9 protein-coding genes are annotated in these 12,973 nt (G+C 42.4%); all 9 read left to right on the top strand.

Translation table 11 applies throughout. The annotated features are described in order from the left end of the window. Positions 1–202: 202 nt before the first annotated feature. Entirely contained in the window at positions 203–946 is a 744-nt protein-coding gene (locus ACTQ1L_RS05590) for a DeoR/GlpR family DNA-binding transcription regulator (RefSeq protein ID WP_441365870.1), read from the top strand. Position 947: 1 nt separating this feature from the next. Beyond that, positions 948–1,865, top strand: a complete 918-nt coding sequence (pfkB, locus tag ACTQ1L_RS05585; RefSeq protein WP_441365868.1) for a 1-phosphofructokinase — start codon at positions 948–950, stop codon at positions 1,863–1,865. A 61-nt stretch (positions 1,866–1,926) separates the two neighbouring features. Next, a complete protein-coding gene (locus tag ACTQ1L_RS05580; protein WP_441365867.1) occupies positions 1,927–3,855 on the top strand; it encodes a PTS fructose transporter subunit IIABC in 1,929 nt (642 codons plus the stop codon). A 238-nt stretch (positions 3,856–4,093) separates the two neighbouring features. Next, positions 4,094–5,854, top strand: coding sequence for a molecular chaperone DnaK (gene dnaK, locus ACTQ1L_RS05575; RefSeq protein WP_441365866.1), 1,761 nt, complete (start codon positions 4,094–4,096; stop codon positions 5,852–5,854). A gap of 321 nt (positions 5,855–6,175) precedes the next feature. Beyond that, positions 6,176–7,066 (top strand): hypothetical protein, encoded by an 891-nt coding sequence (locus tag ACTQ1L_RS05570; RefSeq protein ID WP_441365864.1) that lies wholly within the window; start codon positions 6,176–6,178, stop codon positions 7,064–7,066. 179 nt (positions 7,067–7,245) lie between these two features. Further along, positions 7,246–7,938: a response regulator transcription factor gene (locus tag ACTQ1L_RS05565; RefSeq protein ID WP_321110418.1), complete on the top strand. Its 693-nt coding sequence runs from the start codon at positions 7,246–7,248 to the stop codon at positions 7,936–7,938. Beyond that, positions 7,935–9,308: a sensor histidine kinase gene (locus ACTQ1L_RS05560; RefSeq protein WP_441365862.1), complete on the top strand. Its 1,374-nt coding sequence runs from the start codon at positions 7,935–7,937 to the stop codon at positions 9,306–9,308. The genes ACTQ1L_RS05565 and ACTQ1L_RS05560 overlap by 4 nt, the downstream gene beginning before the upstream one ends. A gap of 45 nt (positions 9,309–9,353) precedes the next feature. Further along, on the top strand, positions 9,354–11,639 hold the full coding sequence (locus tag ACTQ1L_RS05555) for a hydratase (protein ID WP_441365861.1): 2,286 nt from the start codon (positions 9,354–9,356) through the stop codon (positions 11,637–11,639). A gap of 15 nt (positions 11,640–11,654) precedes the next feature. Next, the gene (locus tag ACTQ1L_RS05550; RefSeq protein ID WP_441365860.1) at positions 11,655–12,968 is read left to right on the top strand and encodes an AI-2E family transporter; all 1,314 of its coding nucleotides are present in this window, start codon (positions 11,655–11,657) and stop codon (positions 12,966–12,968) included. Positions 12,969–12,973: the final 5 nt, after the last annotated feature.

Genomic DNA, 12,973 nt, shown 5'->3' with positions numbered 1-12,973 from the left:
TAAATCCGGGGCAGAAAGCCCCGGAAATGTAATCTTAATTGTGGCAATGAAATGAGCAGTTGCCGGACAAAAATGAGAGCTGAATTTGGACAAGATAAGGAATCACAAACAGAAATGTTTAATACAGTAATTTGAAAATGAGCATTAAATAAATGGCTTATATAATAAGTCTTTGAATAATTTGATAAACGGGGGTGATTAGATGCTGGCGGAAGATAGATGCAAAAAAATACTCGATATATTAGATTCGATGGGAAGTGTGACTGTTCAGCAGCTTATGGATGAGCTTGATACATCCGAGTCAACAATCAGACGTGATCTGGTTGCAATGGACAAGAAGGGTTATCTCACCAAGGTACATGGTGGTGCGATTGCAAATAACACTAATATCCATACTCAGGATGAGAAGGTTATCAACAGGATTAAGCAGAATCGCAGCGAAAAGGAACAGATTGCCAGATATGCGGCATCACTTATTGTGGATAATGATTTTGTTTATATAGATGCCGGTACTACAACGGCAGTCATGATTGATTATATTACTGCAAAGAATGTGGTTTTTGTGACAAACTCTCTGACTAATGCCAAGAGAATTTCCAATAGGGGATATACAGTATATATTCTGGGTGGAGAGTTCAAGTCTACTACTGAGGCTATTGTCGGAGATGAGGCCGTTGTGACGCTCGATAAATATAATTTTACGAAGGGCTTCTGGGGAACCAACGGAATTACTGTGAAGAATGGATTTACGACTCCGGAGATAAAGGAGGCCATGGTTAAAAAGAAATCCATGGAGAATAGCAAGGAGAAATACATTCTTGCGGATGACAGTAAGTTTTCACAGGTATCAAGTATCAAGTTTGCAGATTTTGAAGATGCTGTAATTATTACAAATGCACTAATCAATGACAACTATAAGAAATATAAAAATATTAAGGAGGTCTAACATGATTTATACAGTTACTTTTAATCCATCATTAGATTATATAGTTGATGTAACAGATTTTAAGACAGGAGTAGTCAATAGAACGACTGGAGAGAAGATTTTTGCAGGTGGTAAGGGCATCAATGTTTCCATGGTTCTTAAGAATCTTGGAATGAGCAATACTTCACTTGGTTTTACAGCGGGTTTTACAGGAAATGAAATTAAAAGACTTCTAGAAAAAAAAGGTGTTGATACTGATTTTATAGAGGTGGAGGATGGTATTTCACGTATCAACGTGAAGCTTCGCTCAAATGAGGAATCCGAGATTAATGGTCAGGGACCGGTAATCACTGAGGAGAACATTAAAAAACTCTATGAGAAGCTAGACTGTTTAAAGGAGTCTGATGTGCTTGTGCTCGCAGGAAGTATTCCTGATGTGATGCCTTCATCAATGTATATGGATATCATGAAGCATCTTGATGGCCGTGGAATAAATATTGTGGTTGATGCGACAAGAAATCTGCTCACAAATGTGCTTGCATATAAGCCATTCCTCATCAAGCCAAACAATCATGAGCTCGGTGAGATATTCGGGGTTGAGATTACAGACAAGGACAATGTGATAAAATATGCAAAGAAGCTTCAGGAACAGGGCGCAAGAAACGTGCTTGTTTCTATGGCAGGTGACGGAGCGGTGCTTGTTACTGAGAACGGACAGGAATTTAAGGCACAGGCTCCTATAGGAAAGCTCAAAAACTCTGTAGGTGCAGGTGATTCGATGGTAGCCGGATTTGTATACGGATACCTCAAATCAAATGATTATAAGCAGGCATTTATTTATGGAGTATGTACAGGAAGTGCAAGTGCATTTTCTGAGGAGCTTGCTACAAAGCCTGAGGTTGAAGCACTTATTGATAAATGGGACAGTGCTTCCAATTAAACAAACGGTATCAAAAAGGTTGATATAAATAATTAATACATTCTATTAGGAGGAATGATGTATGACAATTAGGGATTTATTGGCAGCTGAGAGTATCAATTTGAATGGTACGCCTGCCGGAAAAACCGAAGCATTGAATCAGTGTATTGATTTGATGGCAAAAAGTGGCAAAATAGCCGATGTGGAAAAGTATCGCAAGGGTGTTTTTGCAAGAGAGGAGGAAGGCACAACAGGAATTGGAATGGGTATAGCAATTCCTCATTGTAAGTCTGATGCTGTTACTAAAGCAGGTCTTGCGGCAATGGTTGTAAAGGATGGGGTTGACTTTGAATCACTCGATGGTACACCTGCAAAGATTATTTTCCTTATCGCTGCACCAAACACAGAGGATAATGTGCATCTTCAGGTGCTTAGCAAGCTCTCTGTTATGCTGATGGACGAGCAGTTTACAAATTCTCTTATCAATGCCGGTTCAGTTGATGAGTTTTTAAATATCATCGATAGTGCTGAAAAAGCAAAGGATGAGAAAGAGGCTGCCAAAGAGGCAAAGGCGAAAGAGTCTGTTGAGGTGAAGAAGGACGATGTATTTATCGTTGCAGTTACAGCCTGTCCAACAGGAATTGCCCATACTTATATGGCTGCTGAGGCTATCGAGAAAAAGGCCAAGGAGCTTGGATATCAGATAAAGGTTGAGACAAGAGGCTCAGGCGGAGCCAAAAATGTGCTCACAGATGATGAAATCGCAAAGGCTGCAGGTGTTATAGTTGCCTGTGATACAAATGTACCTACAGACCGCTTTGACGGAAAGAAGGTTATTGAGTGTCAGGTTTCTGACGGAATCAATAAGGCAGAAGAGCTCATAAAGAGAATTGCTTCCGGTGATGCTCCTGTATTTAAGGCATCAGGTAAAAAGGAGGCTTCACATTCATCAGTTGGTGGAAAAGAGAGCATTGGACATCAGATTTACAAGCACCTGATGAATGGTGTTTCACATATGCTTCCATTCGTAGTTGGTGGTGGTATCCTTATCGCAATCGCATTCCTTATAGATGGATTCAGTGTTGACCTTAATTCACTGCCGGCTGAGCAGAGAGCAAATTTCGGTACTATTACGCAGGCCGCAGCGCTGTTTAAGGGAATTGGTGGAACAGCATTTGGATTTATGCTTCCAATTCTTGCAGGCTTTATCGCCATGAGTATTGCTGACCGTCCGGGTCTTGCAGTTGGTTTTGTAGGCGGTTCAATCGCAGCAAACGGTACATCAGGCTTCCTTGGAGCACTTGTAGCAGGTTTCGTTGCAGGATATATTGTGCTCCTCTTAAAGAAGGTATTTTCTAAACTTCCGGAGAGTCTTGATGGTATGAAGCCGGTTCTGCTTTATCCGCTGCTTGGTATATTCCTGGTAGGCGTTATAATGCAGTTTGTAGTTGAGCCTCCAATCGGAGCTTTAAATACAGCTATCAACAATGGTCTTAATGGACTTAACGGTGCAAGCGCAGTAGTGCTCGGAGTACTTCTCGGAGGAATGATGTCGGTAGATATGGGTGGCCCTGTAAACAAAGCCGCTTATGTATTTGGTATAGATTCAATCGCTGCCGGAAACTACAATATCATGGCAGCAGTTATGATTGGCGGTATGGTTCCACCACTCGCAATCGCTCTTGCAACAATCTTATTCAAGAACAAGTTCACAGCAGAGGAGAGAAAGGCAGGACCTACAAACTTTATCATGGGATTATCATTTATCACAGAGGGTGCAATCCCATTCGCAGCATCTGATCCGCTTCATGTCCTTCCGGCATGTGTAGTCGGTTCAGCAGTGGCAGGTGGACTTTCAATGGCATTTGGATGTACACTCATGGCACCTCACGGAGGAATCTTTGTAGTTCCTACAATCGGAAATCCGTTAATGTATCTTGTTGCATTGGTAATCGGATCTTTCATTGCATGTGGATTACTCGGATTACTCAAAAAGAAAGTAAGTGAATAAGCAATCCTAAATTATCATTTAATCCAACCTATAAACTAATCAACAAAGGCACTGCTTCGGCGGTGCCTTTGTTGTTATGTTGTGTATTAAAAATTAAAAGTATAAACATTCTCTGAAATAACAGCCTCATGCCTTGACGAGTGAATTTTCCAAGCTTAAAGTAGTATTAGGATGAAATAGTAAGTCAAAAAAATCAATTATTTATGAGACTTAAATATAAAAAACAGTGAGGAAAATCATGGGCAAGGTTATAGGTATAGATTTAGGAACAACAAACAGCTGTGTGGCTGTATTGGAGAACAATCAGCCGGTAGTCATAACTAACAGCGAAGGTCAGAGAACAACTCCGTCTGTAGTGGCTTTTACAAAAAATGGAGAGCGACTGGTTGGCGAGGCTGCAAAGAGGCAGGCAGCAGTCAATGTGGACAGGACATTTTTCTCAATAAAGAGACAGATGGGAAGCGATTTCAGGGCAAAAGTGGACGGAAAGCTGTATTCAGCTCCTGAGATTTCTTCTATGATTCTCAGAAAGCTGAAAAAGGATGCAGAGGACTATATTGGTGAGGCAGTGACAGACGCTGTAATCACAGTTCCTGCATATTTTTCGGATGCGCAGAGGCAGGCAACTAAGGATGCAGGAAGGATTGCGGGGCTTAATGTGCTTCGAATCATAAATGAGCCAACATCTGCGGCACTCGCATACGGACTGGACCACGGACAGCAGCAGAAAATTCTTGTCTATGACCTCGGAGGAGGAACCTTCGATGTGTCTGTTATCGAAATAGGGGACAATCTGATAGAGGTGCTTGCCACAGCCGGTGATAATCATCTGGGTGGAGATGATTTTGATGAGAGAATCACGAATTATCTTGTCACAGAGTTTTACAGACAGCAGAATGTGGATCTGAGAAAGGATAATACTGCTATGCAGCGTGTCAGGGAGGAGGCTGAGAAGGCAAAAAAGGTGCTTTCATCCTCATCCTCAACCACTATCAACCTGCCATTTATCACCACTGTAAAGGGACAGCCGGTTCACATGGAGATGAACCTCACAAGGGCTGAGTTTAATGAGATAACAAAGGATCTGGTGGAGAGAACGGCCATTCCGGTAAATCAGGCACTTTCAGATGCGGGGATTTCTGCAGCAGAGCTTGGAATGGTGCTGTTGGTAGGAGGCTCGACACGTGTGCCGGCTGTTGTTGAGGAGGTCAGAAGAATTACAGGAAAAGAGCCTTCACACAACCTGAATCCTGACGAGTGCGTGGCACTCGGTGCAGCAGTACAGGGTGGCAAGCTCGGTGGAGCAATTGTCGCAGGCAGCAGTGCGGCAGAGATTATACTGATGGATGTCACACCGCTTTCACTCGGAATTGAGACAGTTGGTGGTGTCTCAACCAAAATTATTGACAGAAATACGACTATTCCTACGAGATACAGCCAGATTTTTACAACTGCAGGAAGCTTCCAGACCTCTGTGGATATAAAGGTACTGCAGGGTGAGAGGCAGTTTGCAAGGGACAATAAGCTGATTGGAAACTTCAGGTTAAAGGGCATCAAGCCGGCTCCGGCAGGTGTGCCGCAGATAGAGGTGACGTTTGATATAGATGCAAACGGCATTGTGCAGGTTTCTGCAAAGGACCTGGGCACAGGAAAGCATCAGGAGATTACGATTACCGCAAGCTCAAATTTGTCTGATTCTGAGATTGAGCAGGCAATCCGCGAGGCACAGGAGTATGAGGCAACAGACGGACAGAGAAAGGCTTATATTGATGCAAGAAGTGAGGCTGATACGCTTGTGCGACAGGTGGAAAATGTCATGTCTGACAAGGAAAAAAGAAAGGCTATGGACAGCGTACAGAAAAAGAGTGTGAAATCGTCACTTTCATATGTGAAGAAGCTTATTTCAAGGATAAAGCCCGGAAATGTGAGCGAAGAGCAGGCTGCCGAGATAAAGCATGCGGCAGACGAACTGAGAAATGCGGCAGCGGGATTGATTTAATTATAAATGAGGGGCAGAATACCTTTTGACCCTCATATCATTATTATTCATTTGGCTATTTACGAGAAGCGGATTTTCATATAAAATATGGGTAAGTGGTGAGTATTCAGAACCGCCCCACATACATTCGCAAAAACGCACGATACTCGTGCTTTCTCGTTGCTACGCAACTAATTTTGCTCATATATGTGGGGGTGGCTCTATTCGAGCCACCTTGAGAACAAGAAAATCTGCTGCTTACATGCTAGCATGACACATCAGCTTTTTTGTTCTCAGTGGTTCTGAATAGTTACTGTTAATCTAAATCCGAGGAAATAGAAAATGAATGCGAACGATAAAACAGAAAAGGTACTAAGAGAAATTCATATCATGCTCTCAAAGGCAGAGCCGTATAAGCCGGAGCCGAGCAGGGTGATCATAAACAAGCAGCAAATGATAGATTTACTTGCTGAGCTGAATAAGTGTATATATGCAATGCAGGATGAGTATGAGCTTACTGAGCAGAGTCGCAATCACGCAGAGAGAGAGTTCAGAAAGAAGGGGGATAAGATAGTCTGGGATGCAAGCAGAAAGGCTGAGGATGTGTATGCAGCATCGGTTATCTATACGGATGAGGCGCTTTCAAGAGTGCGTGATATCATCAATGATACCAACGAGTCACTTGAAAAGCTGTGCAAGAATATGAAGGATAGGATTGCAGAGCAGGAGAAGATAGTTAAAACTAACCAGTATGAGCTCAAGGGACAGCTTCAGGATTTGTCCGATACGGAGAAGTATCTTAAGATTATCGATGACAGAAATAAGGAGATAGAACGTCAGAAAAATGCAGGTAAGCCTGCAGAGGAGCGTACTATTGACAACGAAGAAAAGTCAATATATGCTAATCGTCAGACTGCAATTAAGGTAAATATGGATTATTTCAGAAAGCGTGGAATGCTTGATGGAGACGGAGTGTATGATGGCGATTTGGGAGACGGAGTAGTAGGTGATGTGAAGATTGTAGACAATACAATGGACTCAGCAGCTAATTCCGAAAGCAATAATAAAGAAACATCAAAATCGGATACGGAGGTCTCTTCGCCGGAGGATTACAGGACATCATCTGCCGGTCGGGCCGGAAAGCCACCTGTCATCAACACAAAGGAGGGCAAGGAGCTCACAGACGGAATACATAAGATGTGGCAGAGCATCACCGGCAATAGAAATAATTAGCAAATCTGATTAAAATTATAAAGCAGCAGTTCAAAATAGAACGGCTGCTTTTTGGCTTATATTTAAAAGTGGGTAATATTAAGCAGATTTTAAGAAAAACAAAGTGGATAATCTGATAAAATATAGCTGACTAACGGCAGGAGAAGGTTTCTAATCAAAATTCATAGAAGGAGGATAATATGACAATATTAGTTTGTGATGACGACAAGGAAATAGTTGAGGCAATTGAGATTTACCTGATGCAGGAGGGCTACGACGTGGAGAAGGCTTACGACGGCATACAGGCAGTTGAAATTATGAAGAATAAAAAAATAGACCTCATGATAATAGATGTCATGATGCCAAAGCTCGATGGAATAAGAGCCACTTTGCAGATACGAAAGGAAAGCAGGGTGCCGATAATCATTCTATCGGCAAAGACAGAGGATGCTGACAAGATTCTCGGACTCAATGTGGGAGCTGATGATTATGTCACAAAGCCTTTTAATCCGCTTGAGCTTGTGGCAAGGGTAAAGTCACAGCTTCGCAGATATACCACTCTGTCAAGTAATGATGCAGCCGGAGACAAGGTTTATGAAGCCGGAGGTCTTTTGGTAAATGATGATTTAAAAAAGGTGACTGTGGATGGCGAGGAGGTAAAGCTCACACCGATTGAATACAATATCCTGCTTTTACTCCTTAAAAATAAGGGAAAGGTCTACTCCATAAACGAAATATATGAGAGCATATGGAACGAGGAGGCGATAGGCGCCGACAATACAGTTGCAGTGCACATCAGACATATCAGGGAAAAAATAGAGATAAATCCTAAGGAGCCACGCTATCTGAAGGTGGTCTGGGGAGTAGGCTATAAGATAGAGGAAAACAAATGAAGCAGTATACGATAGGAAAAAAAGTAGCGGTCATAGTTTTACATCAGCTATGCATGATACTTATGGTGACAGGAGTGTTTGCCACAGGCTATGCATTCAGGCACGATGCGCATGAAAATATTGATATATATGCACTAATATCGCTTGCGGGTCTGGTAGGCAGCTTTGTGAGCCTGGCATATATGGCAAACGTGGCCGGCAGAAAATCAGAGGATGATTACACAATATACTATTTACCGATTGACAAGGTATACTCTGATGTGATGCTAGTGATATTTACACTGCTCATGGTATTTATGGGAAAAGTGATTTCAGGCGTAAAAAACCAGCACTTTGACTATGCATCACTTATTATGACGACAGGCACATTTACTTTTTTGTTTGATCTGGCTTTTATTATTTTATACCAGAGCATTGTAAGGAAGATAAAAGGCAATATACTTTGCACACACAGCCTGATGTATAAGGGCTATGAGCTTTTGAAAAGAGTTATTGAGAAAAAGGATATCCACACACAAAAAACCAAAGAGATAATGCGCATACAGGAGGCACTTGAAGCTATCTCGGAAGGAGCGCTTGACACTACACTCAATGTCAATGAGTTTCATGGGCAGCAGAAAAAGGTGGCGGAGGCTGTCAACCATATACGCCAGGGTCTTATGAGCTCGGTGAATGAGAGTCTTAAGAATGAAAAATTAAAGGCAGACTTAATAACAAACGTATCACACGATATAAAGACACCTCTGACATCAATAGTCAACTATGTTGACCTGCTTAAGAGGGAAAATCTGGAAAATGAAAATGCCAAATACTATATACATGTGCTGGAGGAAAAGTCACAGCGCTTAAAGCAGCTTACAGAGGATTTGGTAGAGACATCAAAGATTACCTCGGGAAATGTGAAGCTCAATATGCAAAAGCTTGATCTGGTTGAGCTTTTATACCAGACCGGAGGTGAATTCAATGAGCGCTTTGAGTCGAGAAATCTGACAATAGTTACAAAAATTCCATCAGAACAGATATTTATCTATGCGGATGGGCGTCAGCTTTACCGCTCTATTGAAAATCTGTATACTAATGCCGCAAAATATGCACTGGAAAATACCAGAGTATATGTAGAGCTTGAAAAGGCAGATACAAAGGCAGTTTTTACAATAAAGAATGTGTCAAAGAACGAGCTTGACATAGTAAGCGACGGAAATGTGGACCTGACAGAGCGTTTTGTGAGGGGAGAGAGGTCGAGAACCACTGAAGGAAGTGGACTTGGACTTTCGATTGCAAAGAATCTGACCCATTTAATGGGAGGAAAATTCGAAATTAAGGTAGATGGTGATTTATTTATTGCCACAATTACCTATAATATTATATAATAGTAAATAAAAGAATTTTGAAATACACATACGGAGGTAGAATAAGTGAAATTATATGAAAATGGTGCTTACCTTTTAAAAGGTAAGGAAGTAATAATTGATGGACCAGAGGCTCAGGCAGCTGTCAAAAGCAAGACCGGCATGGACATCGACAAACAGACAGCTAAGCAGGAGACAATTGCTTACGGTATTTTAAAGGAGCACAATACATCCGGCAATATGGACAAGCTTCAGATTAAGTTTGATAAGCTTACATCGCATGATATCACATTTGTAGGTATCATCCAGACAGCACGAGCTTCAGGACTTGAGAAATTCCCTATCCCGTATGTACTTACAAACTGTCACAACAGCCTTTGTGCAGTTGGTGGAACAATCAATGAGGATGACCACATGTTTGGTCTCACATGTGCAAAGAAGTACGGCGGAATCTATGTACCACCTCATCAGGCAGTTATCCATCAGTTTGCACGAGAGATGCTTGCCGGCGGCGGAAAAATGATACTTGGTTCTGATTCACATACACGCTATGGTGCACTTGGTACTATGGCAGTCGGCGAGGGTGGACCTGAGCTTGTTAAGCAGCTTCTCGAACAGACATATGATATTGATATGCCTGAGGTAGTAGGTATTTACCTGACAGGAGAGCCAATCAAGGGCGTTGGACCACAGGATGTCGCACTTGCAATTATCGGAGAGGTATTCGGAAACGGCTTCGTAAAGAACAAAGTTATGGAGTTTGTAGGACCGGGTGTGTCTAATCTGAGCGTTGACTTTCGTATAGGTGTCGATGTTATGACAACAGAGACTACATGTCTTTCTTCTATCTGGAGAACAGATGACCAGGTTAAGGAATTCTTTGAGATTCACGGTAGGGCTGAGGATCACAAGGAGCTTAATCCGGGTGAGGTGGCTTACTACGACAGATTTATTGAGATTGATTTAAGCCAGATCCGCCCAATGATAGCTATGCCATTCCACCCAAGCAATACCTACACTATCGATGAGCTCAATGCAAACCTCATGGATATTCTCGATGACTGTGAGAAGAGAGCTGAGGTAAGCTTTGACGGCAAGGTGAAGCTTGATTTAAAGAGTAAGGTAAGAGACGGAAAACTGTATGTAGACCAGGGAATCATCGCAGGCTGTGCAGGCGGTGGATTTGAGAATATCTGCGATGCGGCTGACATATTAAACGGACATTCAATCGGAGCAGACGAGTTTACACTGAGTGTTTACCCGGCATCTACTCCAATATACATGGAGCTTGTGAAAAACGGAGCTGTAGCAAAGCTTCTTGAGACAGGTGCAATCGTAAAGACTGCTTTCTGCGGACCTTGCTTTGGTGCAGGAGATACACCTGCCAACAACGCATTCTCTATCCGTCATTCAACAAGAAACTTCCCTAACAGAGAGGGTTCTAAGGTACAGAACGGACAGATCAGCTCAGTGGCACTCATGGATGCACGTTCAATCGCTGCAACAGCAGCAAACAAGGGCTTCCTTACATCAGCAGCGGATATTGATGTCAACTTTACAAAGCCAAAATATTTCTTTGACAAGACTATATATGAGAATCGTGTATTTGACAGCCACGGAGTGGCAGATCCTTCAGTTGAAATCCAGTTCGGACCAAACATCAAGGACTGGCCGACAATGAGCGCGCTTCCTGAGAATATGCTCCTTAAGGTGGTTTCAGAGATTCATGATCCTGTTACTACAACAGATGAGCTCATTCCTTCAGGAGAGACATCATCATATCGTTCAAACCCTCTTGGACTTGCAGAGTTCGCACTTTCAAGAAAGGATCCTGAGTATGTAGGCAGAGCAAAGGAAATCCAGAAGGCCCAGAAGGCTATAGAGAGTGGTGAGTGCGCAGGAAAGGCTGTTCCTGAGGTTGCTGAAATCATGGGAGTAGTAAAGAAAAAATTCCCTGAGGCAAGCCATGAGAATATGGGCTTCGGAAGCACAATTTTTGCTGTTAAGCCGGGTGACGGCTCAGCAAGAGAGCAGGCTGCCAGCTGCCAGAAGGTACTCGGAGGCTGGGCAAATATCGCAAACGAGTATGCCACAAAGAGATACCGTTCAAACCTTATTAACTGGGGAATGCTTCCATTCATCATCGATGAGGGAGAGCTTCCGTTCCACAACCTCGACTATATCTTCCTTCCGGGAATCAGGAAGGAAATCGAGGATGCAAAGACGGAGTTTGAGGCATATGTTGTCAAGGATGGTGAATTAAAGCCATTTACACTGAAGATGGGTGAGCTCACAGATGATGAAAGAGAGATAATATTAAAGGGATGTCTCATCAACTATAACCGTAAATAAGGAGAGTCTAATCCGATGGAAGAAACCGGAAAAGCTGGTAAAAAATCAAACATTGAGATAAATGCAGATAAGGGTGCGAAGCAGAATTCGCACCCGGGGCGTGGGGAATGGCCACATCTGATCAGAATAGGTGTCATGGTATTTGTCACGTTTGCAGTCAGTATACTGTTTTTCTTTGCACTGTACAGATTTGAGGGCTTTGCAGGCATATGGAGCAAGCTGCTTGCGGCAGCAATGCCTATTATAATGGGACTTGTGCTTGCATACCTGATGAATCCTGTCATGTTGTGGCTGGAAAGATGCTTTAAAAAGCTTCTTTCCAAAAAAATGAAAAGCGAAAGCAAGCTGCGAAAGGTTTCAAGAGCTCTTGCAATCACAGGCTCGGTTATTATTCTTGTAGCGATTATTTCGCTCCTCATTGCGGCTATTGTTCCTTCTGTCATAGCAAGTATATCGGGACTTATGAAGACACTGCCAAATGATGTTGCGGCATTCATCAACATGATAAAGAACGGCAATTTCGGGGACAGCAAAATTGCTGAGCTCGCGAGCACAGGTTTACAGAATGCAACCGACTACATTGAGAATTATGCCACAGAAAAGCTGATTCCTGAGGCACAGAAATATGTTGCACAGATTACAACCGGTGTGATTTCGGTAGTCAGAGGCTTATTTAATTTTATTATCGGAATAATCGTGATGGTCTATGTGATGAGTATTAAGGAGACTCTCGCAGGACAGAGTAAAAAGATAATATATGCTGTCTGCAAGCCAAAGACAGGCAATATCATCATTGAGACGATCAGAAAGACAAATGAGATTTTTGGAGGTTTCATAAGCGGTAAGATAATAGATTCACTGATTATCGGTGTGATTGCATATTTCGGATGTCTGATTTTAAGGATTCCATCATCGGTGCTTGTTGCAGTGATTATCGGTGTCACAAATGTGATTCCGGTATTCGGACCGTTTATCGGTGCAATTCCATCGTTACTCATAGTAGTAATTCAGAGTCCGTGGCATGCGCTTTATCTTCTGATATTTATTGTCGTGCTGCAGCAGGTGGATGGCAATATCATAGGACCTAAGATACTTGGCTCATCTACCGGTCTTTCGACCTTCTGGGTTATGTTTGCCATACTAATCGGCGGAGGAATGTTTGGTTTTCTTGGAATGTTATTTGGTGTTCCAACCTTTGCTGTGATATACTATATTGTGAGAAGAGTTGTTAATTATGCACTCAGGAAAAAGAATCTTCCTGAGGACACAAGGGATTATACAAAGACAACAGGTGTAGATACAAAAAATAATAAGCTTAAATACGAGTAGGTGAA

Source organism: Agathobacter sp. LCP21S3_B2 (assembly GCF_052118705.1).
Taxonomy (GTDB): domain Bacteria; phylum Bacillota; class Clostridia; order Lachnospirales; family Lachnospiraceae; genus Roseburia.
This window is presented reverse-complemented; position numbering and strand designations above follow the sequence as displayed.

Excerpts from the sequence above, each read along its gene's own strand:
- ACTQ1L_RS05570 (WP_441365864.1), top strand. The coding sequence starts at position 6,176 with ATGAATGCGAACGATAAAACAGAAAAGGTACTAAGAGAAATTCATATC.
- ACTQ1L_RS05590 (WP_441365870.1), top strand. The coding sequence starts at position 203 with ATGCTGGCGGAAGATAGATGCAAAAAAATACTCGATATATTAGATTCG.
- dnaK (WP_441365866.1), top strand. The coding sequence starts at position 4,094 with ATGGGCAAGGTTATAGGTATAGATTTAGGAACAACAAACAGCTGTGTG.
- ACTQ1L_RS05565 (WP_321110418.1), top strand. The coding sequence starts at position 7,246 with ATGACAATATTAGTTTGTGATGACGACAAGGAAATAGTTGAGGCAATT.
- pfkB (WP_441365868.1), top strand. The coding sequence starts at position 948 with ATGATTTATACAGTTACTTTTAATCCATCATTAGATTATATAGTTGAT.
- ACTQ1L_RS05580 (WP_441365867.1), top strand. The coding sequence starts at position 1,927 with ATGACAATTAGGGATTTATTGGCAGCTGAGAGTATCAATTTGAATGGT.
- ACTQ1L_RS05550 (WP_441365860.1), top strand. The coding sequence starts at position 11,655 with ATGGAAGAAACCGGAAAAGCTGGTAAAAAATCAAACATTGAGATAAAT.
- ACTQ1L_RS05560 (WP_441365862.1), top strand. The coding sequence starts at position 7,935 with ATGAAGCAGTATACGATAGGAAAAAAAGTAGCGGTCATAGTTTTACAT.